Origin of the sequence: Alistipes sp. AF48-12 (genome assembly GCF_003477565.1) — a bacterium.
In the GTDB taxonomy this organism is placed as follows: Bacteria; Bacteroidota; Bacteroidia; order Bacteroidales; family Rikenellaceae; genus Alistipes_A; species Alistipes_A hominis.
This window is the reverse complement of the sequence record NZ_QUDJ01000014.1, coordinates 64,865-91,532: the sequence shown is the minus strand read 5'-3', so window position 1 is coordinate 91,532 and position 26,668 is coordinate 64,865. Positions and strand designations below refer to the sequence as shown.

26 protein-coding genes and 1 pseudogene are annotated in these 26,668 nt (G+C 57.6%); 13 read left to right on the top strand and 14 right to left on the bottom strand.

The features are described 5' to 3' along the window. Positions 1–3: 3 nt before the first annotated feature. The 3 genes and pseudogenes from DW082_RS09950 to DW082_RS09940 form a co-directional block, all read right to left on the bottom strand. Positions 4–623, bottom strand: a pseudogene (locus DW082_RS09950) (rhomboid family intramembrane serine protease). Continuing rightward, complete coding sequence (holA, locus tag DW082_RS09945) at positions 620–1,693, bottom strand: DNA polymerase III subunit delta (RefSeq protein WP_055201763.1); 1,074 nt, start codon at positions 1,691–1,693, stop codon at positions 620–622. The pseudogene DW082_RS09950 and the gene holA overlap by 4 nt, the downstream one beginning before the upstream one ends. 65 nt (positions 1,694–1,758) lie before the next feature. Further along, positions 1,759–3,225, bottom strand: a complete 1,467-nt coding sequence (locus tag DW082_RS09940; protein ID WP_118458443.1) for a DUF4301 family protein — start codon at positions 3,223–3,225, stop codon at positions 1,759–1,761. Positions 3,226–3,389: 164 nt separating this feature from the next. Between DW082_RS09940 and murB the strand changes: the two genes are divergently transcribed. From murB to DW082_RS09920, 4 genes are all read left to right on the top strand, one after another. Next, positions 3,390–4,391, top strand: coding sequence for a UDP-N-acetylmuramate dehydrogenase (gene murB / locus DW082_RS09935; protein ID WP_118458462.1), 1,002 nt, complete (start codon positions 3,390–3,392; stop codon positions 4,389–4,391). 2 nt (positions 4,392–4,393) lie between these two features. Further along, complete coding sequence (gene tilS / locus DW082_RS09930; RefSeq protein ID WP_101571161.1) at positions 4,394–5,743, top strand: tRNA lysidine(34) synthetase TilS; 1,350 nt, start codon at positions 4,394–4,396, stop codon at positions 5,741–5,743. A 240-nt stretch (positions 5,744–5,983) separates the two neighbouring features. Continuing rightward, positions 5,984–6,544 (top strand): DUF4924 family protein, encoded by a 561-nt coding sequence (locus DW082_RS09925; protein WP_055201769.1) that lies wholly within the window; start codon positions 5,984–5,986, stop codon positions 6,542–6,544. A gap of 17 nt (positions 6,545–6,561) precedes the next feature. Further along, positions 6,562–7,185: a WbqC family protein gene (locus DW082_RS09920; protein ID WP_259335592.1), complete on the top strand. Its 624-nt coding sequence runs from the start codon at positions 6,562–6,564 to the stop codon at positions 7,183–7,185. Positions 7,186–7,204: 19 nt separating this feature from the next. On the opposite strand, the gene DW082_RS09915 is transcribed toward DW082_RS09920, so the two are convergent. After that, on the bottom strand, positions 7,205–9,208 hold the full coding sequence (locus tag DW082_RS09915) for a glycoside hydrolase family 2 protein (RefSeq protein ID WP_118458441.1): 2,004 nt from the start codon (positions 9,206–9,208) through the stop codon (positions 7,205–7,207). 167 nt (positions 9,209–9,375) lie between these two features. On the opposite strand from DW082_RS09915, the gene DW082_RS09910 reads away from it, so the two are divergent. Genes DW082_RS09910 through DW082_RS09900 form a run of 3 tightly spaced genes read left to right on the top strand, consistent with a single transcriptional unit; the run spans position 9,376 to position 11,475 of the window. Further along, positions 9,376–9,873 (top strand): CvpA family protein, encoded by a 498-nt coding sequence (locus DW082_RS09910; protein ID WP_101571165.1) that lies wholly within the window; start codon positions 9,376–9,378, stop codon positions 9,871–9,873. 5 nt (positions 9,874–9,878) lie between these two features. Continuing rightward, positions 9,879–10,817 carry a ribosome small subunit-dependent GTPase A gene (rsgA, locus tag DW082_RS09905; RefSeq protein ID WP_101571167.1) on the top strand — a complete coding sequence of 313 codons (939 nt, stop codon included), beginning with the start codon at positions 9,879–9,881 and terminating at the stop codon, positions 10,815–10,817. Beyond that, complete coding sequence (locus DW082_RS09900; protein ID WP_101571169.1) at positions 10,795–11,475, top strand: RNA methyltransferase; 681 nt, start codon at positions 10,795–10,797, stop codon at positions 11,473–11,475. Before rsgA ends, DW082_RS09900 begins: the two co-directional genes overlap by 23 nt. Positions 11,476–11,547: 72 nt before the next feature. On the opposite strand, the gene DW082_RS09895 is transcribed toward DW082_RS09900, so the two are convergent. Genes DW082_RS09895 through ybaK form a run of 3 tightly spaced genes read right to left on the bottom strand, consistent with a single transcriptional unit; the run spans position 11,548 to position 13,878 of the window. Next, entirely contained in the window at positions 11,548–12,267 is a 720-nt protein-coding gene (locus DW082_RS09895; RefSeq protein ID WP_055201781.1) for a pirin family protein, read from the bottom strand. 34 nt (positions 12,268–12,301) lie between these two features. Next, positions 12,302–13,399, bottom strand: coding sequence for an A/G-specific adenine glycosylase (gene mutY, locus DW082_RS09890; protein WP_055201783.1), 1,098 nt, complete (start codon positions 13,397–13,399; stop codon positions 12,302–12,304). Further along, entirely contained in the window at positions 13,396–13,878 is a 483-nt protein-coding gene (gene ybaK / locus DW082_RS09885) for a Cys-tRNA(Pro) deacylase (protein WP_118458439.1), read from the bottom strand. The genes mutY and ybaK overlap by 4 nt, the downstream gene beginning before the upstream one ends. Positions 13,879–14,009: 131 nt before the next feature. Between ybaK and tpx the strand changes: the two genes are divergently transcribed. Next, complete coding sequence (tpx, locus tag DW082_RS09880) at positions 14,010–14,519, top strand: thiol peroxidase (RefSeq protein ID WP_055201787.1); 510 nt, start codon at positions 14,010–14,012, stop codon at positions 14,517–14,519. A 43-nt stretch (positions 14,520–14,562) separates the two neighbouring features. On the opposite strand, the gene DW082_RS09875 is transcribed toward tpx, so the two are convergent. The 3 genes from DW082_RS09875 to DW082_RS09870 form a co-directional block, all read right to left on the bottom strand. Continuing rightward, positions 14,563–16,512 carry a cation:proton antiporter gene (locus DW082_RS09875; RefSeq protein WP_259335591.1) on the bottom strand — a complete coding sequence of 650 codons (1,950 nt, stop codon included), beginning with the start codon at positions 16,510–16,512 and terminating at the stop codon, positions 14,563–14,565. Further along, the gene (locus tag DW082_RS15105) at positions 16,509–16,781 is read right to left on the bottom strand and encodes a hypothetical protein (protein WP_259335590.1); all 273 of its coding nucleotides are present in this window, start codon (positions 16,779–16,781) and stop codon (positions 16,509–16,511) included. The genes DW082_RS09875 and DW082_RS15105 overlap by 4 nt, the downstream gene beginning before the upstream one ends. 87 nt (positions 16,782–16,868) lie before the next feature. Next, positions 16,869–17,810: a DMT family transporter gene (locus DW082_RS09870; RefSeq protein WP_101571623.1), complete on the bottom strand. Its 942-nt coding sequence runs from the start codon at positions 17,808–17,810 to the stop codon at positions 16,869–16,871. Between the two features lie 558 nt (positions 17,811–18,368). Here DW082_RS09870 and DW082_RS09860 point away from each other — a divergent pair. The 5 genes from DW082_RS09860 (at position 18,369) to dinB (ending at position 23,653) form a co-directional block, all read left to right on the top strand. Next, positions 18,369–19,694: an MATE family efflux transporter gene (locus DW082_RS09860; protein ID WP_101571177.1), complete on the top strand. Its 1,326-nt coding sequence runs from the start codon at positions 18,369–18,371 to the stop codon at positions 19,692–19,694. Positions 19,695–19,698: 4 nt separating this feature from the next. Beyond that, positions 19,699–20,463, top strand: a complete 765-nt coding sequence (locus DW082_RS09855; RefSeq protein ID WP_055201797.1) for an exodeoxyribonuclease III — start codon at positions 19,699–19,701, stop codon at positions 20,461–20,463. Between the two features lie 580 nt (positions 20,464–21,043). Continuing rightward, positions 21,044–21,937, top strand: coding sequence for a BF3164 family lipoprotein (locus DW082_RS09850; protein ID WP_182424145.1), 894 nt, complete (start codon positions 21,044–21,046; stop codon positions 21,935–21,937). A gap of 14 nt (positions 21,938–21,951) precedes the next feature. Beyond that, positions 21,952–22,548, top strand: a complete 597-nt coding sequence (locus DW082_RS09845) for a hypothetical protein (RefSeq protein WP_118458436.1) — start codon at positions 21,952–21,954, stop codon at positions 22,546–22,548. A 31-nt stretch (positions 22,549–22,579) separates the two neighbouring features. Then, positions 22,580–23,653 carry a DNA polymerase IV gene (dinB, locus tag DW082_RS09840; protein ID WP_118458434.1) on the top strand — a complete coding sequence of 358 codons (1,074 nt, stop codon included), beginning with the start codon at positions 22,580–22,582 and terminating at the stop codon, positions 23,651–23,653. An 8-nt stretch (positions 23,654–23,661) separates the two neighbouring features. On the opposite strand, the gene DW082_RS14545 is transcribed toward dinB, so the two are convergent. The 4 genes from DW082_RS14545 to DW082_RS09825 form a co-directional block, all read right to left on the bottom strand. Beyond that, positions 23,662–23,808, bottom strand: a complete 147-nt coding sequence (locus tag DW082_RS14545; RefSeq protein ID WP_182424144.1) for a hypothetical protein — start codon at positions 23,806–23,808, stop codon at positions 23,662–23,664. Beyond that, positions 23,805–24,413, bottom strand: a complete 609-nt coding sequence (locus DW082_RS09835; RefSeq protein WP_118458432.1) for a polysaccharide deacetylase family protein — start codon at positions 24,411–24,413, stop codon at positions 23,805–23,807. Before DW082_RS09835 ends, DW082_RS14545 begins: the two co-directional genes overlap by 4 nt. Before the next feature lie 65 nt (positions 24,414–24,478). Next, positions 24,479–25,654 carry a mannonate dehydratase gene (gene uxuA / locus DW082_RS09830; RefSeq protein WP_101571188.1) on the bottom strand — a complete coding sequence of 392 codons (1,176 nt, stop codon included), beginning with the start codon at positions 25,652–25,654 and terminating at the stop codon, positions 24,479–24,481. A gap of 50 nt (positions 25,655–25,704) precedes the next feature. Further along, positions 25,705–26,517 (bottom strand): SDR family oxidoreductase, encoded by an 813-nt coding sequence (locus DW082_RS09825; protein ID WP_055203440.1) that lies wholly within the window; start codon positions 26,515–26,517, stop codon positions 25,705–25,707. Between the last annotated feature and the right edge of the window lie 151 nt (positions 26,518–26,668).

Genomic DNA, 26,668 nt, shown 5'->3' with positions numbered 1-26,668 from the left:
GGATCAGAACGACGTCAGGTTCTTAACGAATACGTGCCACAGCGACGGCTCCATCAGCAGCGGGAACACGAATCCGAAAAGCGCCCCGAACAGGTGGGCGTTGTGGTTGATATGATCGCCCGGACGACGGCTCATGTACTGCTCGTAGCCTACATAAAGGATTCCGAACAGAATCCCCGGGATCGGCAGGATACCGAAGAAATAAATCTTACTCCACGGATTGAAAAAAATGGAGGTGAAGATTACGGCCGACACCGCTCCCGAAGCCCCGATCGACGCATACTGCGGATCGTCGCGCGACGCACGAGGTCGGGAAGCACGGAGAACAGCAACCCGCCGAAATAGAGCAGTCCGTAGCTCAGGTAGCCGCTGAAAATGGTCCCTGCCTGCTGGTAAGCCTTAAACAGTTGCTCAAGGAACTGCCCGAACGACAGCAACACGAGCATATTGACGATCAGGTGCATGTAATCGCCGTGCACGAAACCGTACGACACGGCCCGGTACCATTCGCGCCGATGCACGACACGGTAGGGGACGAACGCGAGCCGGTCGAACAATTGCCGATTGTTGAACGCCGCTATCGAAACGATCGCCGTTATGAAAATCAGGATATAGGTCATCAGAGTAAAAATATTTTTAACAGCAACTCCTTCAGCAACTCGCCGCCGTCGGCCTGCCCGGTATTCATGCCTTTGCTTTTCAGGTCATACTCGCGCAACAGGCCGAGAATCGCAAAAACCTTGTTGTTCGGATAGAGCGCAGCCGCCTGCTGGTACTCCTTCAGAAAGAACGCCGTGGGCAGCTTCAACATCCTTGCCAATTCCGCATCCGGCGGCATCGGCGCGCCTTTGCGGCGGCAATACCACTTTTGGTAATTCAGTATAAAAATCCGCTGAAAATGCGTAAACAGCGCGCTGACGGTCACCAGCAACGGATTCTCCTTCGGATTGCGGGCGAAATGATCGGCAATCAGCATCGCCCGGGCCACGTTCCGCTCGGACATCGCCCGCGTCAGCTCGAAATTATTGAAATCTTTGCTGATGCCGATATTCTGTTCGATGTGCGCGGCCGTGATCTGCTTCGTTCCTTCGGGCAGATAGGTGAGCAGTTTGCCCAGTTCGTTGCTGATCTTCGAAATATCGGCGCCGAGGTGGTCGGTCAACATGGCTGCCGCTTTCGGGTCGATCGAACATCCTTTACTGCGGACGAAATCGCCGAGCCAACCGGCGATCTCGTAATCGCGCGGAGCGACCGATTCGAAAACCGCTCCTTTAGCCTCGATCTGCTTGTAGAGCTGACTACGTTTATCGAGTCCTTTTTCTTTATGACACAGCACGAGGATCGTAGTCGGGGAGGGCGCCGACGTATACAGCGACAACTGGTCGATCCGGCGCAACGTCTGCGCTTCGCGGACGATCACCACCTGAAAAGCCCCCATCATCGGCATCTGACGGCAAAAATTGACGATCGCCCCGGCTTCGGTATCCCTGCCGTAAACGACCGTCTGGTCGAAGGCCCGCTCCTCGGGCGACAGGATCGTCTCGCCGAGCCGTTCGGCCAGCATATCGATAAAATAGGGCTCCTCGCCCATCAGCAGATAGACCGGCGCGAACTGCCTCCGGCCGATCCGTTCGGACAACGCCGCATAATCGGCCACACTCTCCTTAAAGCTCTTTTTACTGCTTTTCGCCATCGCTCGTACGGAATCTGATCTTTTACGCAAAGGTAACGAATAAAACGGGGCTTTCAAAACCCGGACTATCCGTTCCGATGCTGCGGCCGCAGCAGATCGCCCACAACTTTCACCGGACTGAAAGTCGATATGGGAACCTCGACGAACACGGTGTTCCACCGCGCCATCGCTCCGTTCCACAGCCCCGGCAATTCGAGCGCCTTCAGCGGCCGCCCCTGCTGCGATTTCGACGAAATAAAACCGGTCTGCGGATCGACGTAACGCGTCAGATCGAACTTACGGCCGAGATAATCCCGCACCCCGCAGACGAGATCTACCGGGTTGAAATGCGTCGCCGCGGTCATCAGACCCTTTTGCTGCGGCGCGATCTGGGACGATTCGGCGATCTGCAACGACTCGCCGCCGTCGGCCTCCCGCACCCAAAACGGCCCGCCGCCCGGCTCGCCTTCGTTCTTCACCATACCGCACACCCGGATCGGACGATCCAGCAATTCGCGCAGCAAACCGACCTGCCGCTGCGGTTCCAACGCAGCGAACGACGCCGGCAGCCGACGGCACAGCCTGCCGGAAACGAATGACGCCATCTCCTCCGCAGACACCCGTTCCCCGGCATCCAGCCGGCGCAAATACCCGAACGCCTGCCGCTGCAAATCGAGCAGCAACCCGGCGAGCATCTCTTTATAGATCACCGTATCGGATTTCAGACGGTCGGGCGCCACGTTGTCGACCGTTTTGATGAAAACCAGGTCGGCATCGATCTCGTTCAGGTTCTCGATCAGCGCCCCGTGCCCCGCAGGACGGAAAAGCAGGCGCCCCTGCCCGTCGCGCAGCGGCGTATCGTCGGGATTGACGGCCAGCGTATCGGTCGAAGGCTTCTGGCAGGAATAACCGATCCGATACTTCACCCCGAAACGGGCTTCGTAAAACGGAACCGTTTCGGCGGCCAGGCGTTCGAACTGCTCCCGGTGCTCCGCAGATACGGTAAAATGAATGCATACTTCGCTCCCTGCTCCGGCCGCATACAGCGCCCCTTCGGCCAGATGTTCTTCAAAGGCCGTCCGGTTGCGGTCGGGATAACGGTGAAAAAGGATCAGCGCTTTCGGCAGCGTCCCGTAACCGAGCCCTTCGGTCAGGATATTCGAGACCACGGTTCGCGGATCGCGGCTGCCTCCGGTAAACTCCGCAAGCCGTTCGGCAAAAGCGAAACGGTCGAGACCGGCCAACAATTCGTCGACTTCGCGGCTGCGAACGCCGTCGTTCAAAAATTCGAATAACGCCTTGAACATACGGGTCGCCGCACCCGACGCCGGAACGAATTTCACTACCCTGCGCTGCGGACGGAGTTCCCGGTAAACCGCGCCGTAACGCTCCGCAGCAGCCCCGTCGGCTTGCAGAATCCCGTCGCCGGCCACTGCCGCACGGCAAATATCCAGGTATGGAAACCCTTCTCTGAAACGGAGCATCTGCCGCTCCGCATCGGCGACGCACAGGCCGTGAGCGCCGATCTGTTCGATATCCTGTTCGGTAAACATTTTTCGTCGGATTTAAAATTCACATTAAAAGTAATCATTTTTCCGCAAATATCCGCATCCGGGATTTTTACCGGCCGTCGGTCTGTAGCGGAACCGCTCCGTCGGCAGTCGGTTTTGCAAAATCTGATTTATTGTCGTATGTTTGTTTAACAATAGCGTGTATGATGGAAGAAAACAAATCCCTCCGCGGACTGAACAGTTTCGGGGTGGACGTTTCGGCGCGGCGTTTCGCCGAATTCAGCGACCGGGCCGAACTGACCGCCCTGCTGGACAGCTTGCCGCCCGGCGAGAAATGGATGATCCTCGGCGGCGGCAACAACGTGCTGTTCACGGGCGATTACGACGGCACCGTGCTGCATCCCGCGTGCCGCGACATCGCGCAGGTCTCGGACGACGGCAGGACGGTGCGCGTCCGAGCCGGAGCCGGCGTCGAATGGGACGATCTCGTCGCCTGGGCGGTGCGCAACGGATTGGGCGGCATCGAAAACCTGTCGCTGATCCCAGGCTATGTCGGGGCCGCGCCGGTACAGAACATCGGAGCGTACGGGGCCGAAGCGAAAGATACGATCGAAAGCGTCGAGTGCCTGCTGACCGACACGCGGGAAACCGTGACGCTGTCCAACGCGGAATGCCGTTTCGGTTACCGGGACAGCATTTTCAAACGGGAGCTGAAAGGCCGCGCCGTAATCCTGGCGGTTCAATTCGTCCTCGCGCGCGATCCGCAGTTCCGGCTGCGCTACGGAGACGTGGAGCAACAGGTCGAAGTGCTCGGCGGCGTATCGTTGGAAAATATCCGTCGGGCGGTCATTGCTATCCGGAGCAGCAAGCTACCCGATCCGAAAGTGCTGGGAAATGCCGGCAGCTTTTTCAAAAATCCGGTCGTGTCGCAAGCGCAGGCCGATTTCCTGACGAAGAAATACCCGGACATGCCGCGCTACGCGACCGGAGAAGGCCGGGTGAAACTGGCGGCCGGCTGGCTGATCGACCGCTGCGGATGGCGCGGCTCAAGGCTCGGCCCGGCCGGCATCCACGAACGCCAGGCGCTCGTAGTGGTCAACCACGGCGGCGCTACGGGAGCCGATATCGTCCGCCTCGCCCGTGCCGTTCAGCAGGATGTGCTCGAACGGTTCGGCGTAACGATCGACATGGAAGTAAATCTGATATAGATATGCTACAGGATAAATTTCGGGCCTACATCCGGGAACGGGGTCTGTGCACCCACGAAAACCGCATTCTGCTGGCCGTAAGCGGCGGCGTCGATTCGATGGTCATGCTGTCGCTGTTCGTCCGCGGCGGATACGAAGTGGGCGTGGCGCACTGCAATTTCCAGCTTCGCGGAGCCGAAGCCGACGAAGACGACTTACTGGTCGAACGCGAGGCGACCCGCTACGGAATCCCGTATTACGGCGTTCGCTTCGACACGATGGCGGAAGTCGCCGCGACCGGCGAATCGGTCGAAATGGCCGCGCGGCGGTTGCGCTACGAATGGTTTGACAAGCTATGCGAAGAGCGCCGCTACGACCGGGTCGCAATCGCACACCACGCCGACGACTCGGTGGAAACCTTTTTCATCAACCTGATCCGGGGAACGGGGCTCCGGGGGCTGACGGGCATCGGCGTCGTGAACGGGCGCCTGATCCGGCCGCTGCTGTTTTCGCAGCGCAAAGAGATCATCGACTACGCGCTGACCAACAAAATCCCCTACCGCGAAGATTCGACCAACGCGTCGACCAAATACCTACGCAATAAATTCCGGCTCGGCATCGTGCCGCGCATCAAGGAGATCTCTCCGAAATTCACCGACACGATGGCGGCCAACGTCGAACGGCTGACCTCGGCCCAGAATTTCATCGACCGCAGCATGGAAGTGATCCGCCGCCAGGCGCTCATACGCGACGAAACGCGCACCGTCGTCGATCTGTCGCGGATCGATCCGTCGCTGCCTGCCGATTTCGTCATCTTCGAACTGCTGCGCGGTTTCGGGTTCAATGGGGAAGTCATCAACAGCCTTTACCGGGCATTCTGCGAAGGACACGGCTCCGGCAAGCGTTTCTTTTCGAAAGACAGCGTAGCTTACATCGACCGCGGTCGCATCCTGATCACCCCGATCCCCGACGACGAGGGCTGCACGACGGAGGTGACTCCCGAAACGACCCACACCTACTGCGGCGGCGCGTTGCTGACCTTCGAACGCCTCGAAGCAGACGACGTCGAATCGCTCCGCCAGCCCGAAAACGTAGCGCTGCTCGATGCGGACAAGCTGACCTATCCGCTGACGGTGCGCCGCTGGAACGAAGGGGACGCATTCGTTCCGTTCGGCATGGACAGCCGCAAGAAAATCAGCGATTTCCTGATAAACAACAAGGTATCGCTCCCGGACAAACGCCGCCAATTCGTCGTGACCAGCGGGAACGACATCGTATGGGTGGTCGGACGGCGCATCGACGACCGCTACAAAGTGGCGCCCGCTACGGAAAACGTGCTCCGGATCGTACGCGAAACGGACGTGGAGATTTAACGCCATTCGCCCGACAGGGGCGACCGACAACTATCCCCGGCGCTCGGCCTGCTGTTCGATCCCGAAGGCATCCTGATCGACCGGTGGCTCGATTACGGCAAGGGGAGCCTGAAAAAGAGGATCGAAGAGCACATCCGGATGCAATAACGCATTCCGAACGGGACGACGCCATCCGTTTTTCGAAAGGAATCGGTATATTAGCGGTCGGAAACACGATCCGTTCACCGAAAAACGACCGAAATGTATATCGCACAACGCAAACGCAAAGAGAATATCGCCGAGTACATCCTCTATCTGTGGCAGTTGGAGGATTTGCTACGCGCCCTGCAGTTCAGTCCCGAAGCGATCTATTCGCAACTGGTGCAGAAAAGCGAACTGGACGAAGCCAAAAAACAGGAGGTTTTCTTCTGGTACATGGATCTGGTAAACCTGCTGCGCAAAGAAGGCAAGGAGGAAAACGGCCATCTGGAACACACCCTGCACCTGATCGCCGATCTGGATAACCTGCATAAACAGTTGCTGACGCTGCCCGTCGGCGAGAAATACCGTGCGCTCTACGCCGCGGTAGCCCCCGAAATCCCGACGCTCAAAAGCAAACTCGGCAAACAGGACATCTCCGACGTGGAACTGTTCTTCCGGGCTCTGTATGCCGTTATGCTGTACCGGATCAAAGGCGATCGAAGCAAGGAGAACGACATCCGCAACGTCATCGGTCTGATCTCGCCGGCAGTCGCCGAACTGGCCACCGTATTCCACGCCGTCGAACGCGGCGAGACCGACCTGTTCGGCCCGAAAAAATAACCCGAAATCCGCCGACCGTGATCCTTTCGACCGCTTATCTCGGAAACGTCCAGTATTACGCCAAACTAATGAGCGGAAAAGCCGTAATCGACCTATACGAACATTATCGGAAACAGAGCTACCGAAACCGATGCGACATCCTGACGGCCAACGGGACGGGTCCGCTGATCGTACCGGTACTCCAACCGTCGGGTATAAAAAAACCGACCCGGGATATCCGGATCGATTCGTCGAAAAAATGGCAACACCAACATTGGCAAGCGATCGTATCGGCTTACCGGAGTTCGCCCTATTTCGTCCATTACGAAGAGCGGTTCGCCCCGTTCTACCGGCGACGGTACGATTTTCTGGTCGACCTGAATGCGGAACTGCAACAAACGGTACTCGATCTCTTACGAATGAAACCGCGCATCGCGTACTCCGAAAGTTACGTGCAAAACCCCGATCCCGCCGAAGATTTCCGAGACGCGCTATCCCCGAAGCCGCGCCTGCAACGTCCCGACCCGGCATTCCGGGCCGCACCTTATTACCAGGTTTTCACCGAACGCTATCCTTTCGCGGCGAACCTGTCGATCATCGACCTGTTGTTCTGCGAAGGGCCTGACTCGACCGGGATTCTGCGGGACTCGACCGTACGTTAAGCCGTTCCTGCGTCCCGATCTACAACACCCGAATGTCAGCATAGTCGATGCTCGTGTCGCTGCGCGCCTCGAGCGCGTTCACGCCGCGTTTGAGTTCGACGTTTTCCCACAGGAACACCCCGTTGGCCCCCGTCTTCCTGCCGAGCGAAGCGCCGTTGACCAGCAGTTCCACTTCCGGAGCATTCGAATAGACCCGGATCGTCTGGGTCGTTTTCACGCGCGGCGTCCAGCGCTTCTGCGCGATATAAACCATCGGTTCGGCCTTGTTCCAGTTGGCCTTATAGAAATAGAACGCATCCTTGCGGTACTTGCGGTCGAAAGTCACCAATCCCCGGTCGTCGATCCCGGTGCCCTCGCCCCAGTCGCGCCCGGCCGCCCCGTAATCGAACATATTGGCCACGAACCAGCCCCATAGAAACGGCGACGCGTCGACCAGCGGGAAATACTGCTCGTGCAGACTGGTCTGCCAACGCTCCGGATGCCAGTTGCCGAGGTAGTTGGGCCGGTAGAGCGAATCCTCCTGATGATAGATCGAAGCCCCCGCTCCGTACGTGATCCCGGAACACAGGCTCCCCCACTTTTTCTGCAACTGATCGAGCCATATCTTCAGATCGCCCGGCATCCCCTCCTTCCATCCGAACGGAAGATCCCAGACGATCAGGTCGGTCACGAAATTGATCGGGCCGTCCTGATTGCTTGTTGCCGTCGTCATCCGCGACGGGTCTTCCTGCATCGCCATCGCGTTGAGCCCTTTGATGTAGTCGGTCGGATCGTCGCCCCGCGGATCCTGATCCGAAAAAATACCCCAGAATACGACCGAAGGGTGGTTAAACTGCTGGAAAATCATTTCGTAAAGCTGCTGCTCGCCGTTGCGGCGGAAATCGTCCGTATGGATATACCCCTTATCGGTCATATAAGCCGGCCCGATAAACGGCATTTCGCTCCAGACCAAGATCCCGCGGCGGTCGCACTCGTCGTAAAAGCCCGGATGATGCGGATAACCGGCAGCCCGGACGGCATTGGCGCCCATCTCGGTAATCAGATCCAGATCCTCTTTGATCTGGTACTGTTTCAGCGCGATCCCCACCGACGCCCGGTCTTCGTAATGCACCACGCCGTGAATCCGATACGGACGGCCGTTCAGCAGGAATCCCTGCTTCGGATCGACGCTGAAAAAGCGCAGTCCGAGCGGCACCGTAACCTCGTCGCACACGCGTCCCTCGTCGGCCAGTTGCACGCGCACGGTATACATATACGGATTTTCGACGCCATCCCACAACGTCGGATTTCCTACGATCACCGGTACGGTCGCCGATCCCCGGCCGTCCCCCGCGATTTTGACTTTCGCACCTTGCACGACCACCGTATCGCGGTTCGGCGTTTCGACGGCCAGATTGACCGTAAGGGTCTTACCGGCCGCGCCGCGCACCCTCACGACCGTCTCCAGATCGGCCTTTTCGCGGGAGACCTCTTTCTGGTGGACATAAACGCCCTCAGACGCGTAATCGTCCACGGCGATATGCGACGGATCGGTTACGATCAGTTCGACATCGCGGTACAATCCCCCGTAAACGTTGATGTCCCCGGCGGTCGGAAGCACGTCGAGCCGCGGAGCGTTATTGACGATCACCCACAGCGAGTTGTTCTCGCCGTATTTCAAGTAATCGGTCAGATCGAACGTAAATGCGCTGTAACCGCCCCGGTGTTCGCCGACATAGCGCCCGTTGACGATCAGGTCGGCCACGGTTCCGGCCCCGCCGAAGCGGACGAAAATCCGCCGACCGGCCCACTCTTTCGGTACGGCGATATCTTTCATGTAATTGCCTACCCCCCGGAAATAGTCGTTCCGGCCGCTCAGGGCGTCGTTGTTCCACATGTGCGGCAGGTTCACGCCCTGCGCCCGGTCGCTGGAACCTTCGGTATGGCTGAAAAAACGCCAATCCCTGTTTATATTAATCACGTCTCTTGCAGACAATTGCGTCAGCATAAACACCCCTGCGATCAAAATCCAGATTCTTTTCATATGCGTTGCATTTGAGAGCAAATTTAATAAATAACGAATAAATCCCTATATTTGGTACAAATATTCGGCCGTCCCGTCTTCCGGCGCCGTCCGGAAATACGGGAACCGGGCCGATCGCCGGGCAGCCCGCAGCCGGATACGGAACACGGACGCACGAGAACGCAAGCATGAACGGATTCGATATCATCCTGGGCATTCCATTGCTCTACGCCGCATACAGGGGATTCCGCGAAGGAATCATCGTGCAACTGGGCGGAATCGCGGGACTCTTCATCGGAGTCTATTTCGCATTCCGCCACAGCAGCGCGGTAGGCCAATGGCTGCATACCGATCCGCCGATCGCCGCAGCCGTCGGATTCGTCGTAATACTGCTGGCGGTACTGTTGGTCATGGCGCTGTTGGGACACCTGATCAAAGGAATTTTCAAACTCGCCGGACTCGGCCCGATCGACGCGATCGGCGGCATTCTGCTGGGCGTGTTCAAAATGGCCGTCATTCTCAGCCTGTTGCTATATGCGTTCGAAACCGTCAACAGCACGACCCGATGGGTCGAAAACGACCGTTACACCGAAGCCGCGCTCTACAAGCCGGTACGGAGCACGACCGCGCTGCTTTTCCCGTACCTCGACCTGATGAAAAACAAAATAACCGGCAATAACGACTGACGCCTATGGAATCCGCACGTTCGGCATTGGTAATCAAAAGTACCGGAAGCTGGTACACGCTGCGCGACGACGCGTCGGGGCAGACCGTAACCTGCCGCATCCGCGGGAATCTCAGGCTGAAAGGAAGCCGCACGACCAATCCGGTCGTGGTGGGCGACCGCGTCGAATACGAACAGCCGGAAGGAGCGACGGGCGTCGTCACGAAAATCCTGCCGCGGCGCAATTACATCATCCGCCGCGCATCGAACCTGTCGAAAGAGTCGCACATCATCGCCGCGAACGTCGATCAGGCCTTTCTGGTCGTGTCGCTCTTCCTGCCGTCCACCAACTGCGAGTTCATCGACCGCTTTCTGGTCACGGCGGAAGCCTACCGCATTCCCGTCACGCTGCTGCTGAACAAATGCGACCTCTACGCGACCGATGCATTGCAGGACGCCCAGACCGAATTTCTGAAAATTTACCGGTCGGCGGGATACGAAGTAATCGAGCTGTCGGCGACGCAGCAGACCGGCATCGACGCGTTCAAAAAAATGTTACCGGGAAAAACGTCGCTGCTCTCGGGCAATTCGGGCGTCGGCAAATCGACGCTGATCCGGGCGATCGACCCGTCGCTGGACATCCGCATCGGCGCGGTATCGGCCAGCAGCAGCAAAGGAAAACATACGACGACCTTTTCGGAAATGTACCCGCTCGCCGGAGGCGGCTACCTGATCGACACGCCGGGCATCAAGGGATTCGGACTGATCGACATCGAAAACGACGAGATATGCCGCTATTTCCCGGATCTGTTCCGTTACGCCCCCCGGTGCGGCTACTACAACTGCACGCATACCCACGAACCCGCCTGCGCGGTGCGGGAGGCGTTGCGCGCCGGAGAGATCGGCCTCTCCCGTTACGAAAGCTACCTCAAACTGTTGGACGATGACCAAAAATACCGAAAATAACGACGGACTGCTGGCCCGCAAGATCGAATACATTTCCGGTTTCATGCTGCCGGAACGGGCCGAAGTGCTGCGCGCCACGCTCGCCCGCCGGACCCGCTACATGACCGTATGCATGGAGAATACGTTCCATCCGCAGAACGCCAGCGCGCTGGTGCGCAACTGCGAAGCGTTCGGCATACAGGATATCCACACGGTCGAAGCGCTGTGCAAGTTCTCGCCGAACGTCAACATCGTCCGGGGAACCGACAAGTGGGTCGATATCCACAAAACGGGAAGCACCGGCGATCTGATCGCCGCGCTGCGGGCAAAAGGCTACCGTATCGTAGCCACCTCGCCGCATGCCGACGACCGTACGCCGGAAAATTTCGACGTGACCGCCGGACGGTTCGCGCTGTTTTTCGGCACGGAGCACGCCGGCATCAGCGACGAAGTAATGCGCTGTGCCGACGAATTCATCCGCATCCCGATGTGCGGATTCGTCGAAAGCCTCAACGTCTCGGCATCGGCGGCGATCCTGCTGTACACGCTGTCGACGCGGCTCCGGGAGTCGTCCGTCGACTGGCGGATTCCGGAAGACGAGCGGGACGAAATCCTGCTGCGTTGGATGAAAACGACCGTCCGGGACGCCGAACGGATCATGAAACGGGGCGGTTTCTGAGTTCTCTGAAAACAAACAAAGCACGGCTGCGGGAACGTTTTCCGCGGCCGTACTTTTTACTCTTTCCGGATATTATGCTTCGGGAACTTCGATCAACAAGACACGCGCCTTCTCCTTCGCATGAATTTCGAAACGGTCCATTTCGCTGACGCCGAGCCCGTCGCGCGGCGATAGCGACTGTCCGGCCACCTCGACTTCCCCGTCGATTACGAACACGTAAACCCCGAAACTGCCGGGCGATTTGAGCGCATACTCCGCGCGCGTACCAGCTTCGAGCTCTCCCCACGAGAACCAAGCCTGCTGGTAAATCCACAGCCCGCCGTGTCCGTCGCCCGGATAAGGCGAGACGATCACGCAGAGCTCGTTCGGACGGATCAGGTCGGAAATCACGGCATTTTCGTAGCGGGGTTTCACACCTTCCCGATCGGGGAATACCCATATCTGAAGAAATTCGACATTTTGCTCGCGGCTCTGGTTGTATTCGCTGTGGTGCAGCCCGGTGCCGGCGCTCATCACCTGGATTTCGCCGGTGGTGATCGCCGAAACGTTCCCCATGCTGTCTTTATGTTCGAGCGTCCCGCTCAGCGGGATCGAAACGATCTCCATCTCACGGTGCGGATGCAGGTCGAACCCCATTCCCGGAGCGACCGCGTCGTCGTTCAAAACCCGCAACGCCCCGAAATGGATGCGCGCGGCATTGTAATAACTCGCAAAACTGAACGTATGGTGGGTCTTCAGCCATCCGTGATCGAAATAACCCCGCGTAGGAGCTTTGTGCAACAGTATATTCATAATTCTGAAATATTAATATTCAATATATAACCTGTCAACTATCAAATAGTTTGCCAACTTTAACATTCACGCCGGCCGCACGCCTCCGCTCCAGGTAACGTTCGGTCAGCCTCGAAACGGCATAACGATCCAGCTCCGCTTCCGGCACCCTCAGAAAGCCGGACAGCGAATCCGGAATCCGCTCCAGTTCGATCTCCTGAAAGCAAGCGTAAATAATCCGGTGCGACAGTACGTGCCGCGGCATCGCCGTCCGTTCCCCGATCCGCATCCGCCGTTCGCCGCCGAACCACGCTTTCCATGCGGAAGTCCGCTGCAACGCGTCGAACTCGGTCTCCGCATCGGTCTCGATCAGCGGAAATTCGTACAGGTTGCGCCAGATATCCTTCTCGGTACGCTGCCGCAACAACAATGTCCCGTCGCAGCGGATGCACAAGTAATTGAAGTAACGCGGCCGCACGGCCGCTTTGCCGCGTTTCACCGGACGCCGGCCAACCGTGCCGTGCGCCTGCGCCAGACAGCGGTCGGCCAGCGGACACGCCCCGCAATCGGGACGCTGCGGCACGCATTGCAGAGCTCCGAACTCCATCGTAGCCTGGTTCTGCAGGCCCGGACGTACCGGATCGAGCAACGACTGCGCCAATTCGGCGAAGTAGCGTTTGCCCGCCGCATCGTCCACCGGCAAATCCACGTCGTACACGCGGGAAAGCACCCGATAAACATTGCCGTCGACCGCCGCATAAGGCAGCTCGTAAGCGAACGAACAGATCGCGGCAGCGGTATAATCCCCCACCCCGCACAGCGAACGCACCGCCTCGTAGTCCTCCGGAAACCGGCCTCCGAAACGCGCCATGATGTCTTTCGCTGCGGTATGCAGGCTCCGCGCGCGGCTGTAATAGCCGAGTCCCTGCCACAGTTTCAGCACCTCGTCCTGCGGAGCTTCGGCCAGCGAGCGCACGTCCGGAAAACGGGCGACGAACCGGCGGAAGTAATCCAGTCCCTGCGCCACGCGGGTCTGCTGTAAGATAACCTCCGACAACCAGATCAGATACGGATCGGACGTTTCGCGCCACGGCAATCGGCGGTGATTGTCCGCATACCAGCGGATCAGTATGTCTGCGAAACCGTCCGTCATCCGATCAGGTCGGCCGTCACGGCCCGCGTAAAACGAATCAGATCGCCGGGAGCCAGCTTCAACTGCAATCCCCGCACCCCGGCGCTGACATAAATCGTATCGTAATCGAGACAACTGCGATGAATAAACGTCGGAAACCCTTTTTTCATCCCGACGGGCGAACATCCGCCGCGGATATATCCCGTTACCGGCAGCAGTTCCTTCATGTGCAACATCTCGACGCGTTTGTTGCCGGACGCCTGCGCGGCGGCTTTCAGGTCGACCTCGGCATCGCCGGGAATCACGCACACCAGAATCCCGTTGCGATCGCCGCGCAACACCAGCGTCTTGAACACTTGGTCGACCGGCTCGCCGAGCTCTTCGGCGACGTGCGCGGCGGCCAGATTCTCTTCGTCCACCCGGTAAGGGATCAACTCGTAGGCGATCTTCGCCCGGTCGAGCAGGCGGGCGGCATTGGTTTTATTGATTTTTACGGACACGGCTTACGACTCTTTCGCACGAAGGTAAAACTTATTCGTCGAAAATCGAAAACAGGCGTACCGATTCCGGTATTAAAGTTGTATCTTGGAGGGTGTTTTTCACCGAGTACAAACCTTTAAATTTTAAAATTATGGATAATTGGAAAATCACGTTCGGGGGCAAACCCATGACGCTCGTGGGCAAACACCTCGCCGCCGGAGACCGGGCTCCGCTTTTCGAAGTAATCGATCAGAACCTGCAGCCCGTATCGCTGACGCAATACAAAGACAAAACGGTCGTCATCAGCGTATTCCCGTCGGTGGACACTTCGGTCTGCGCCCTGCAAAACATCCGTTTCAACCGCGAAGCCACCAAACTGGACGGCGACGTGGCGATCCTGTCGCTATCGGTCGACCTGCCGTTCGCGCAAAAACGTTTCTGTGCCGCCGAGAACATCGACAACGTGTACGTCTATTCGGACTACCGCGACCTGGACTTCGGCATGAAGTACGGATTCGTCATCAAAGAACTGCGGTTGCTGTCGCGCGGAGTCGTCGTGATCGATAAGAAAGGGCTGATCCGCTACATCGAATACGTGCCGGAAGTGACGCACGAACCCGATTACGAAGCCGCGCTGAAAGTGGTCAGGGAGTTGAAATAGCCGGATTTCCCGGTTCCGTGCAAAAACCGCGGGAAGGTCGCCGTCAACGGTCGCCTTCCTGCGGTTTTACGATGATAAAGGAAGGCAGCGCATGCAACAGCGCCCGTTCGTTGCGCAGGATGTACTGCCAGGCGGAATAGCTGATCAATACCAATTGCTTGCCTTTCAGCCGCGCGGCCAGGGGTTCCTGCGGATCGCCTATCGTAAAACGACCGGATTTGCCTGCGGAATCCTTGTCCAGGAACGGGGAGTCGCCGTTGACCGAACTCAGTTCCACCCGCAGCCGGTCGGACATCGACCCGACCAGCGACAGCAGGCTCCGGTCGCGCTCGTCGCGCAGGATCACGCCGGCGTCGGTAACGGAGTCGATGTCGCGGTTCACGAAGACTCCGAAAGCGGAGTGCATATTCTGGAACAACACGCGGATCTTGTCCTGCGTCAGTCCCGGCGACAACCATTTGCCGCCCTTCGACAGCAGGGCGTTCAGCCGACGCGGCGGATCGAGATAACTGCGTAGGAAAGCCGGCCCTACGCCCGTCAGCACGAAATCGTAATGTTCGTCGTCGGCCAGCGCGCAAAGGTCTTCGGTATAGTGGTCGGTAACGCGGTAACGCATATCCACCCGCAACCCGAGACGTTTGGCCTCGGGCTCGAGCAGGCTGAAACTCTCTTTCGAATAGTCGCTCGCATTGAGCGGGTTGGTCTCGGTGCCTATCGTATAGTGGATCGCCGTCACCTTAGCGTCTTTCAGCACACGACCGTACAGCAGGCGCACCAATTTCAGGAACAGCGGCCCGCTTTCGGGATTGGCGAACGAAATCAGGATACGCGGATGCCCGTTGCGGGTCGGCCTCACCTTGCGCGATTTATACCCCGCGATCTTTTCGATCAGCGCCAGCAGCGGCGTAGCCATAAAGGTCGTGAACAGCGCCATGATCACGAAAATCACGAACAGCGACGACGGGATGATCCCCATCTCGTAACCGATGTTCAGCACAATCAGTTCCATCAGTCCGCGCGTATTCATCAGCACGCCGATCGACAGGCTGTCCTTCCACGACTCGCCGACCAACCGGGCCGAGAACGTGGCGCCGATCATCTTACCGGCGATCGACACGACGATGAACAGCGCGCAGATTCCCCACAGGTGAGGCGTATTCAGCAGGCCGATCTCCGTACGCAAACCCGTAAAGACGAAAAACAGAGGCAGAAAAAGCACTAATGCGACATCCTCGATCTTCTCGGTCATCACGCGGCGGAAACTCAGGTTCGCCGGCATAACCACCCCGGCCAGGAAAGCGCCGAACAGCGCATGGATCCCGAGGATTTCGGTAATGTAGGACGAAATGATCAGCACCAGAAAAATAAAGGCGACCAGCGTTTTGCTGACCGTCTCCTGTTTGTTATAAAACTCCCCGATCTTGCGCAGGAAAGGCTTGACCAGGTAGAACATGAACAAAATATACAGCGCCGTCAGCACGATGGTGAAAAACGCGCTGGTCACGCTGCCGGCCCGGGCCACGGCGATCACCGCCGCCAGCAGGCACCATGCCGTCACGTCGTTGTTGGCGGCGCTGGCGATCGCCAGCATCCCCATCGGCGTCTTGCTCAGATTCCGCTCCTGAACGATCCGCGCCAGCACCGGAAACGCCGTAATGCTGACCGAGATGGCCACGAACAGCGCGAAAGGCACGAACGAAGCGTGCCGCGCCCCGAACTCAGGATAGACCACATAGGCGAGCCCCATTCCCATCAGGAACGGCACGATGATGCTGGCGTGGCTGATGACCAGCGTTTCGCTGGCTTTGCGGCGGATGACGCCCAGGTCAAGCTCCATCCCGATTACGAACATAAAGAGCACCAAGCCGATCTGGCTGATGATATTGAGCGGAACGAGCGAATCGGGATCGAACAGAAAAGCGAACGTCTCGGGCGACAGGTGCCCGAGTACGGACGGTCCGAGCACGATACCGGCGACGATCTCGCCGATCACCCCCGGCTGCCGAGGTATTTGAAAAGATAAGAAAAGATACGTACCGTGATCAGAATAGCGATGACCTGCAGCAGCAACAGCGACAGCGGGTGCTTCAGGTTTATCGTCAGCGTGTCGTACAGCAAGCCGACCGGCGAATCCTCCCCGGAAGGCGCCGCTCCCGGCCCGAGACCGTCGTAAGCATGACCCAAATGCACGATCCACAGCAGCAGCGCCGCAAACGCGGCAAGCATCAGCCCGTAGATTATGTAGTTGCGTTTTGCCTTCATAGACCTGTTCCGTCGGGATTCCCGTTCCAACAAAGGTAAGTTTATTTCGGAACTTTTACAAGGGCGAAATACTCCTTTTCGGACGAATCAACGGGAAGCGGAACCGCGTCCGGCCTCGGCTTCCAACTGCGCCCTCGACTTGCTGATCGTCACGATATACACCCCCGCGAACACCAGCAGCACGGCAACGCCCTTGAGCCATCCGAACGTATCCATTCCCAGCGAAACGGCGACCAGCGTGGCGACCAGCGGCTGCACGTAATTGTAGGAACTGGCCACCGTCGGGCGCAGGTTCTTCTGGCCGATCGGCATCAGCAGGTAGGCCAGGAACGTGGCGCCCAGCACGACGTAAGCGATCTGGGCGTAATCCGCCCAGCCGAGTTCCGCCCAGCCGACCGCCTTCAGGTCGGAGTAACCGAACGGCAGGCAGCACGCCGTCGCATAGAGAAACATCCATTTCATCAACGTAACCGGCGAATAGCGGCTAATTAGTTTTTTGAATACCACGAAATAGGTCGCAAACGACAATTGGGCGAAAAGACACAGCAGGTCGCCGGAAACGGAACCGCTGCCCGTCCGGCTGGAAACCAGGTGCGCGCCCGAAAGGATCAGCAGCAGCGCGCCGGCGGCGCCGACGACGACACCCAGGATTTTCTTGCCGGTGATCGGTTCCCGCAGGTACAACGCGGCAATGATCATCACGAAGATCGGCGTGGTAGTGGTCACGACGCTGGCGTCGATCGGTGAGGTCTTGGACACGCCGAGCACATAAGTTCCCTGATTCAGCACGATCCCGAGCAACGACGCGAAGAAAAACAGCAGCAGGTCGCGCGGCGGCACGTGCTCGCGGCGCGTAAACAGCGACGCGATCCAGAACACGACGGTTCCTCCGCCCATCCGCATCATCGTCAGCGCATAAGCGCTGACGAGTCCCGTCCCGAACAGCGATTTCGAAACGGGCGCGAGCAGGCCGAACGTAATGCACGCCCCGAGCATCGCGGCATGTCCCCTGAAATTTTTATCTTCGATTAAATTCGACATTCGAAACCAAAATTAAAAAACAAAGTAGGACGAAACCGGCGAAAATCGAACGCTCCCAACGGCATTCCGGCTTCCGCACCGACGGAATCGGTCTCAACGGATCATCAATCGTCTGATTTACAATATCCGTAGCGCCATCCCGCTGCAAATTTAGCCAATTTCCGGGAAACCGGACGGATCGACCGCAAAAAGAATTCCATACCCGTCTGCCCATCGAGCCGATCGTACTCCGTTCCGACGTCTTTCCCAGCGAGTCGCCCTCCCGGACCGTTCCGCACTCCGTTTCCGCGCCTTTTCGCAACCCTAATTTCCGCCCGCAAGTCGTTTTCCGTTTCCCGGGCTCCGGATTCGAAACGCGTCATATCGTTTGCGTTTATCCGCCGTTTTACCTGTTCCGGCACAATCTGCCGGAGCGAACAAAGGCAATCTTTTTTCGAGATTCGTTTTTCGACGGCAATCCTCAAAAAAATCAAAAAAAGCATTACCTTTGCGATCCGCTTTTTTTTCGCACAAAAATCGACTGCCGAACAACAATCGCTTTTCCCGATGAAACCGACCTACAAACAGATTTGGCTCATTACCTATCCGATCCTGATCAGCCTGCTGATGGAGAACCTGATCGGACTGACCGACACCGCTTTCCTGGGCCGCGTCGGAGAAGTGGAACTAGGCGCTTCGGCGCTCGCGGGAGTCTATTACATGGCTATTTTCATGATCGGGTTCGGGTTCAGCATCGGAACGCAGATTCTGATCGCACGGCGGAACGGCGAAAAAGCGTACGCGGATATCGGCCCGCTACTGCAACAGGGAATCCTGTTCCTGTTGCTGCTGGCCGCCGTCATGTTCGTCGTCTCGCGGACGTTCACGCCGGTCGTGCTGCGCTGGATCATCGACTCCGGCCCGGTCTGCGACGCGGCGATCAGCTATACGAACTGGCGCGTTTACGGCTTTTTCTTCTCGTTCGTCGCCGTTATGTTCCGGGCGTTCTACGTCGGCACGACCAATACGAAGATACTCACGGCCAATTCGGTCACGATGGTGCTGACCAACGTGGCGCTGAATTACGCGCTGATCTTCGGTAAATTCGGACTTCCGGCCATGGGCATCGCCGGAGCCGCTATCGCATCGTCGGCCTCGGAACTGGCTTCGGCGCTCTTTTTCATCCTCTACTCGTGGCTGAAAACCGACCACCGCAAATACGGGCTGTTCCGGTTCGCCCGGCCCCGTCCCCGGCTGCTCGGACGGATGCTGAACGTCTCGGTGTGGACGATGCTGCAATCCTTCGTCTCGGTCGCCACGTGGTTCCTGTTCTTTCTCGCGGTCGAACACCTCGGCGAGCGGCCGCTGGCCGTCAGCAACATCGTACGCAGCATATCCGGGATTATCTTCATGGCGGTCAGCGCCTTCGCCTCGACCGCCAGTTCGCTCGTGAGCAACCAGATGGGAGCGGGACAGCAAACGCTCGTAATGCCTACCGTCCGTCGGATCGTCGGCATGTGCTACCTGACGATCGCTCCCGCGGCTCTGCTATTCGCGCTGTTTCCGACCGCCGTACTGCGTATTTACACCGACAGCATCCCGCTGATCGACAGCTCGGTGTCTTCGCTGTGGGTCATGCTGTCGGCTTACCTGCTGACCGTGCCGGCGATCATCCTGTTCAACACGGTTTCGGGAACGGGAAACACCCGCTCGGCGCTGGCGCTGGAAATGACGACGCTGCTGATCTATATCCTCTATACGCTCTACGTAGTGATCTACCTGCGGGCCGACGTCGCGGTCTGTTGGACGACGGAGCACGTATACGCGATCGTAATGTTGTTGCTGGCCTGCCGATACCTGAAAAAAGCCGACTGGCAGCACAAAAAAATATAAAGCCATGAAAATCGTCACCTACAACGTCAACGGACTGCGCAGCGCGCTGTCGAAAGGACTGACCGACTGGATCGCCGCCGAACGGCCCGACATCCTGTGCCTGCAGGAGACCAAGGCGCAGCCGGAGCAGATCCCGACCCTCGAACTGGAAGCGCTGGGATACCGTTGCTATTTCTTCTCGGCCGTCAAAAAAGGGTACAGCGGCGTGGCGATCCTGACCCGCCGGGAACCCGACCGCGTGGCGGCGGGCATGGGTATCGAAAAATACGATGCGGAAGGGCGTTTCCTGCGCGCCGACTACGGCGAGCTGTCGGTCGTCAGCGTCTATCACCCGTCCGGAACTTCAGGCGACGAACGCCAGGCGTTCAAAATGCAGTGGCTCGAAGATTTTCAGCGATACGTATCGGAACTCGTAAAAGAGCGGCCGCAGTTGATCCTGTGCGGCGACTACAACATCTGCCACCGGCCGATCGACATCCACGACCCGGTGCGCAATGCCTCGAGCAGCGGTTTCCTGCCCGAAGAACGCGAATGGATGAGCCGCTTCCTGGACAGCGGCTTCATCGACACGTTCCGGCTGTTCAACCACGAACCGAATCAGTACACCTGGTGGAGTTTCCGCGCCAACGCGCGGGCGAACAACAAAGGCTGGCGGATCGACTACGCGATGGCGTCCGAAGCGGCGCGCCCGCTGCTGAAAAACGCCTGGCTGCTGCCCGACGTGCGCCATTCGGACCACTGCCCGGCCGTACTGGAGATTACGATCTGAAAATCCCAGCACCATCCCCAAAAAACTCATATTATTTGCATTTAATTATATTTATTATTACATTTAAAAATACGCTTTGTTTTAAACCATGAACTATATCGTCATGAAAAAAGACTTTATTATTTATTCCATTATTCGCAGGTATTGTCGCTATCAGCGCTGTAACCTTTACAAAAAATGCGGACGTAAAAACTATTTTCGCTTCGAATCCTGAAGCTATGACACAAATCGAAAGCGGCGATAGTTATACAGGATGTGTTGTAGGAGGGGGATCGGAGGCACCTGAATACGTAGTTGTATTGTGGAACTTGTGATATGTACCACGTAAGCAGAGGCGGAGACGGCCTTTGCAAAAAACAATAATATTTCAATCTTAATTCAAGACAAAGTACCTTATTAAAGTACTTTGTCACATTACGCCTCATCCATGAAATCATTCAAAACGATTATCGGCATAATGGGGATGGTTCTTTTATGCGGATGCAATAACCGGCATCGACACGTTATTCTGCCGATCGAAAAACCAGAACTACTACGGGTCGAAGATTCCGTACGAATCGAAAACAATTGCGCCTACGACATGGCTTTATACGATTCGGCGATCGTCCTCGTCAATTATTGCGGACGGAAATTCTTCAGTCTTTTCGAAACGGGGTCGTTGAAACCGATATGCTCATTCGGAACGAAAGGAAAAGGCCCGAACGAATTCCAGATGCCGCAACGCGACCGTTCGACAGGTTCCGCCGAAGATTCCGTTCTCAGGATCTACGATGCGCATCTGGTCGTCACAAAAGAGATCAATATGCGCTCTCTGCTGCGCGACACGGCTGTTCTCAATATCCAAGGAGAACATACCTACAAAGCCTTACGATACAACAAAGATATCAACCGCCTGAACGATACGTTATATACCGGGATCTTGGCAGACGCTCCCCAAGGGCCCCTTGCGATTTACGACACGAAAAACGATCAAACCGTCTGGAGCGAATCCGATTGGGGATTCACCATGCCTCAACGCAGCGAAATGTTGTCTTATTTGATCACCTACGGTTCCCTGTGCGCCAATACCAAGAAACAGATCATTGTTCGATCGTACCGAAATATTGACATGATTCAACTTTTCGGATTCGACGGCCGCCTGGTTAAAAACATTTGTTTGTCGAAACCCGAATGCCCACCGTTCGATCCTCAAAAAAATTGCCTCGAACCGGAGCACAACCTATATCATCTTGAAATGTTCGCCACGCCGGAACGTATCTATACGCTGCATTACGCCAATCCTTACAACGATATTAAAAACGGAACCGCCACGCCGACGATCCTCGCTTTCGACTGGGACGGCCGCCTGACCGCCGCTTACGACTGCCCGCGCTCGATCACGCAGTTTTGCGTAGACGAAACCGGTAAAAAAATATACGGCTTGCTCGATATGCCGGACATCGAGCATACGCAACTTTACCGGTTTTCTTACTAAATGCCGAACACGCCATGAAGAACGCATTCATCGTAGGCATGATATTGCTGAATGGCTTTTTGCTTTATGCATTGATCCGGACCGGATCGGCCGCAAAACAACGGATGATCGCCGGCGCAGCCCTGCCGGACACCTCGGTCTGTGCGATGGAAAAATGGGACATCAGGGAGAGTACGCTGTCGAGCGTTCGGTATGCAGGCCGCCCGTTTTTCATTTCGGACAACGCGCGGGCGTTGCTGGCCCCCTATTCGGCCGACTCGTCGAAACTGTTCGTGCGCATACAATTCCCTTCCTGCGAACGCTGCATATCACAACTCGTCCGAAGCCTGAAAAGAAACGAAAACCGGTTGGGTACGACAAATATAATTCTGGTCACCGAATTCCACGACGACGACGAGGTCGCCGAATTCGTTCGGAGGTACGACCTCGGCGGGTTCCGTTTGTTCAATATCCCGGAGTTGGAACTGTGTCTCGACCTGAAAAACTTTATCGGCTCGTATATGTTCACATTATCGCCGGACTTCCGCGCAGAGAATCTGCTGGTTTGCTCCAAACACAACGATTACATGCACGACGACTATTTCACCCAACTGCCGGGACGGGCGGAATAATGAATCATATATTTCCTATTTTTACCGCTGAATGGAGCAGCGGAAGATCATACACATCGACATGGATGCGTTCTACGCGTCGGTCGAACAGCGCGACCACCCCGAATACCGGGGCCGTCCGTTGGCGGTCGGCCGTCCCGAAGGCCGCGGCGTGGTCGCCGCGGCCAGCTACGAGGCGCGGCGCTACGGCATCCGTTCGGCCATGCCGTCCGTTACGGCCCGAAGGCTGTGTCCCGAATTGATTTTCATTCCCGGACGGCTGGAAGTCTACCGCGAAGTATCGCGGCAGATTCACCGGATTTTCCGCGAATACACCGACCTGGTCGAGCCGATCGCATTCGACGAAGCTTTTCTGGACGTTACCCGGAACAAAAAGGGAATCCCGCTAGCGGTGGACGTCGCCCGGGCCGTCAAACGACAAATCCGCGACGAACTGGGACTGGTCGCATCGGCCGGAGTATCCTACAATAAATTTCTCGCCAAGATCGCTTCGGACTACCGGAAACCGGACGGACTCTGCACGATCCATCCCGACCGCGCCGTCGCTTTCATCGCGCGCCTGCCGATCGAAGCGTTCTGGGGGATCGGCCGCGTCACGGCGCGCAAGATGCACGAAATGGGAATCCACGACGGCGCTGCGCTGCGAGAGTGCCCGCCGGATTTTCTGACCGGACGGTTCGGAAAAGCAGGACGCCTTTATTACGAATTCGCCCACGGCATCGACCTGCGACCGGTAGAAGCGAGCCGCGTCCGCAAATCGGTCGGATGCGAAACCACCTTCCCGTACGACCTGACCTCGTTCGACGCGATGACGGACGAACTGTATAAACTCGCCGCCAAACTGAACGGGCGTCTCGACCGGGCCGGATTTCGCGGCAATACGCTGACGTTGAAAATCAAATTCGCCGATTTCCGGCTGCAAACCCGTAGCCTGAGCCCGGGATACGAGCTGTTCGCATCGGCCGAAATTTTCCCGCTGGCGACTGCGCTGCTGCGCGATGCCGGCATCGAAGGACATCCGGTACGGCTGCTCGGCCTGTCGGTCGGAAACCCGACCCACCCGGTGCAGCACGAACTGTACCGGCAGTTGAGCCTCGACCTCTGACTGTCATGTTACAGGTCGTATTTCAGCAAGTCGCGCATCGAAATCACTTTACATTTGCGCTCCTTCAACATGCTCAATAATTTTTCGAAATTCTCGAGCGAAGTGCTGACGAAATCGTGCGCGAGGTCGGGCACCCCGTGCAGGCAGAAAATCACGACCTGCCCGTCGCGGGCCTCGTCCAGCGCTTTTTCGAAAATTCGGGCGTCTCGAACCGCGCGTCGACCACGCCGTAACTCGGCATCAGCATTTTATCCGACACTCCTTTCACATAAGGCTTATCCCCGCCGTGACGGGCCAGCTTATAGCCTCGCTCTTTCAGGACGGCGATCCCCTCCGGACTGTTGTCGTAACCGGGATAAGCGTAAGTCACCGGGCGCGGAATGCCGTACAACGCGCATTTCTCTTCGATGTAGGCCGTTTCCGAACCGATCTGCTTACGGGTCATTTGACTCATCTGCCCGTGACTGCGGCTGTGGTTCCCGATCTCGAAGCCCATTTCGTCCAACTCCCGGATTTGATCCCAGCTCATATACTTGGTTTTGTCCTCGAAACCCGGAAATTCGCAAACGTAGAACGTCGCGCCGAATCCGTATTTATGCAGCAACGGAGCGACCACCTCTCGCTGGCCCGCCGTCGCGTCGTCGAACGTCAGCACGACGATCCGGCCCTTCAGCGGTTTCAGGCGTTTGACCGGTTTTTCGGCGACCGCCGTCAGTGCGACGGCTGCCGATAACAACAGTAAAAAAAATCGTTTCATCATCCATGCTATTTTTTGGAAAACCCGGCACGTAACGCGCCGCCGTTTCCCAGAACCTTACTCTGAACTTACTTCCCGTACAGGCTGCGCGCGATTCCCATTTCGAGCCCTCTCAGTTCGGCCAGGCCGCGCAGGCGGCCGATGCAAGAATAGCCCGGATTGGTCTTCTTGCGCAGGTCGTCGCACATCTGATGCCCGTGATCGGGACGCACCGGAATCGATACGCCGCGACGTTGCTGCAACGCCAACAACGCCTTCATCACGCCGTACATATCCACGTCGCCTTCGAGATGGTTCGCCTCGTAAAAATTACCTTCGTCGTCGCGGCAGGTACTGCGCAGATGGACGAACCCGACGCGATCGCCGAACTCTTCCATCATGGCGGCCAGTTCGTTGTCGCTGCGGACGCCGAACGATCCGGTACAAAGGCAAAGTCCGTTCGAACGGTTCGGAACGGCCGCAATCAATGCACGAAAATCGTCCGCCGTGCTCAGAATACGCGGCAAGCCGAGAATAGGATAAGGCGGATCGTCCGGATGGATCACCAGTTCGACGCCCGCTTCATCGGCCACCGGAGCGATCTCGCGCAGAAAAGCGACCAGGTGTTCGCGCAGCCGGGCGGCGTCGATCCCCTTGTACTGGCCGAGCGCCCCGCGGAATTGTTCGATCGTAAAACTTTCCTCGGCGCCGGGCAATCCGGCGATCATGTTCCGGGTCAGCCGCTCGCGTTCGACCGCATCCATCCGGTCGAAGCGTGCTTTCGCCTTCGCGCGCTCCTGCGACGTATATTCCGCCTCCGCCCCCGGACGCTGCAGAATAAACAGGTCGAACGCCACGAACGCCGCCCGTTCGAAACGAAGCGCTTTCGAGCCGTCCGGCAGCGTATAGGCCAGGTCGGTGCGCGTCCAGTCCAGCACCGGCATAAAATTATAGGTAACGGTACGAATGCCGCAGGCGGCCAGGTTGCGCAGGCTCTGCTTGTAATTTTCGATATACCGCTGAAATTCCCCGGTGCGGGTTTTGATCCGCTCATGGACCGGAACGCTCTCGACGACGCTCCATACCAACCCGGCATCGGCAACCGTCCGCTGTCGTTTGCGGATCTCATCGACGCTCCATGTCTCCCCGTTGGGAATATGATGCAACGCCGTTACCACGTCCGTAGCCCCGGCCTGCCGGATATCCCAAAGGCCGACCGGATCGTCCGGCCCGTACCAGCGCCATGCCTGTTTACACAAATACATATTCTTTATCCGTTTTATGGATTCCCTATCGCAAAAATACGATTTCCGTTCTAAATCGAAAAAGCGTCGAAACCGCCGTCGATAACCGTGACCGTGCCCGAGACGAAACGCGAGGCATCGCTGGCGAGCCACTGCAGCGTACCGAGCAACTCTTCGGGTTCGCCGAAGCGGCGGAACGGCGTATGGCCGAGGATCGCCTCGGAACGCGGCGTCAAGCTGCCGTCCGGATTGGTCAGCAGCGCACGGTTCTGTTCGGTCAGGAAAAAGCCCGGAGCGATCGCATTCACCCGGAAGCCGTCGCCGTACTTCAGCGCCAGTTCGCCGCACAGGTACTTCGTAAAGTTGACTACCGCCGCCTTAGCCACTCCGTACCCGGCTACCCGGCTCAGCGGGCGGATCGCCGATTCGGACGCGATGTTGATGATCGAACCGCCGCGGGCCGCAACCATCGCGCGGGCGAACGCCATCGTCGGCAGCACCGTCCCGAACAGGTTCAGATCGACCACGTCCCGGAATGCCTTCATATCCAGGTCGAAGATCGTCTTATCCGGCGCGATCGTGGCCCCGGGCATATTGCCGCCGGCCCCGTTGATCAGCACGTCGATCCGGCCGTAACGTTCCATGATTTCCGAATACGCCCGTTCGATGTCCTCCTTATTCAGCACGTCGGCCGCCACGAACAACGCGTCCCCGCCGGCCGCCGCGGCTTCCCGCTGAAGGGCAAGCCCGGTTTCGGCCTTGCGGCCCATCAGCACGACCCGGGCGCCCTGTTCGGCGAAATGGAGCACCATCGAGCGTCCCAACACCCCGGTAGCCCCGGTAATCGCCACGACCCGGTCTTTTACGCAAAACAAATTTTTCATCATCGAATACCTTAAAAAATGAACCGCATGAATTTCATGATCGGATATTCCGAGGGGTAAAGATACCAAAATTTCCGTATCCGCGACACCCGCACGCCTTGTCCGAAACGTTTTTCCGGACACTTTTCCCGTCCGGATTTGCAATATTGGC

Excerpts from the sequence above, each read along its gene's own strand:
- DW082_RS09910 (WP_101571165.1), top strand. The coding sequence starts at position 9,376 with ATGAACGGATTCGATATCATCCTGGGCATTCCATTGCTCTACGCCGCA.
- tpx (WP_055201787.1), top strand. The coding sequence starts at position 14,010 with ATGGATAATTGGAAAATCACGTTCGGGGGCAAACCCATGACGCTCGTG.
- DW082_RS09850 (WP_182424145.1), top strand. The coding sequence starts at position 21,044 with ATGGCTTTATACGATTCGGCGATCGTCCTCGTCAATTATTGCGGACGG.
- holA (WP_055201763.1), bottom strand. The coding sequence starts at position 1,693 with ATGGCGAAAAGCAGTAAAAAGAGCTTTAAGGAGAGTGTGGCCGATTAT.
- DW082_RS09940 (WP_118458443.1), bottom strand. The coding sequence starts at position 3,225 with ATGTTTACCGAACAGGATATCGAACAGATCGGCGCTCACGGCCTGTGC.
- uxuA (WP_101571188.1), bottom strand. The coding sequence starts at position 25,654 with ATGTATTTGTGTAAACAGGCATGGCGCTGGTACGGGCCGGACGATCCG.
- DW082_RS09925 (WP_055201769.1), top strand. The coding sequence starts at position 5,984 with ATGTATATCGCACAACGCAAACGCAAAGAGAATATCGCCGAGTACATC.
- DW082_RS09835 (WP_118458432.1), bottom strand. The coding sequence starts at position 24,413 with ATGATGAAACGATTTTTTTTACTGTTGTTATCGGCAGCCGTCGCACTG.
- DW082_RS15105 (WP_259335590.1), bottom strand. The coding sequence starts at position 16,781 with ATGAAGGCAAAACGCAACTACATAATCTACGGGCTGATGCTTGCCGCG.
- tilS (WP_101571161.1), top strand. The coding sequence starts at position 4,394 with ATGCTACAGGATAAATTTCGGGCCTACATCCGGGAACGGGGTCTGTGC.
- DW082_RS09900 (WP_101571169.1), top strand. The coding sequence starts at position 10,795 with ATGACCAAAAATACCGAAAATAACGACGGACTGCTGGCCCGCAAGATC.
- mutY (WP_055201783.1), bottom strand. The coding sequence starts at position 13,399 with ATGACGGACGGTTTCGCAGACATACTGATCCGCTGGTATGCGGACAAT.
- rsgA (WP_101571167.1), top strand. The coding sequence starts at position 9,879 with ATGGAATCCGCACGTTCGGCATTGGTAATCAAAAGTACCGGAAGCTGG.
- DW082_RS09895 (WP_055201781.1), bottom strand. The coding sequence starts at position 12,267 with ATGAATATACTGTTGCACAAAGCTCCTACGCGGGGTTATTTCGATCAC.
- dinB (WP_118458434.1), top strand. The coding sequence starts at position 22,580 with ATGGAGCAGCGGAAGATCATACACATCGACATGGATGCGTTCTACGCG.
- DW082_RS09855 (WP_055201797.1), top strand. The coding sequence starts at position 19,699 with ATGAAAATCGTCACCTACAACGTCAACGGACTGCGCAGCGCGCTGTCG.
- DW082_RS09845 (WP_118458436.1), top strand. The coding sequence starts at position 21,952 with ATGAAGAACGCATTCATCGTAGGCATGATATTGCTGAATGGCTTTTTG.
- murB (WP_118458462.1), top strand. The coding sequence starts at position 3,390 with ATGGAAGAAAACAAATCCCTCCGCGGACTGAACAGTTTCGGGGTGGAC.
- DW082_RS09915 (WP_118458441.1), bottom strand. The coding sequence starts at position 9,208 with ATGAAAAGAATCTGGATTTTGATCGCAGGGGTGTTTATGCTGACGCAA.
- DW082_RS09860 (WP_101571177.1), top strand. The coding sequence starts at position 18,369 with ATGAAACCGACCTACAAACAGATTTGGCTCATTACCTATCCGATCCTG.
- DW082_RS09825 (WP_055203440.1), bottom strand. The coding sequence starts at position 26,517 with ATGAAAAATTTGTTTTGCGTAAAAGACCGGGTCGTGGCGATTACCGGG.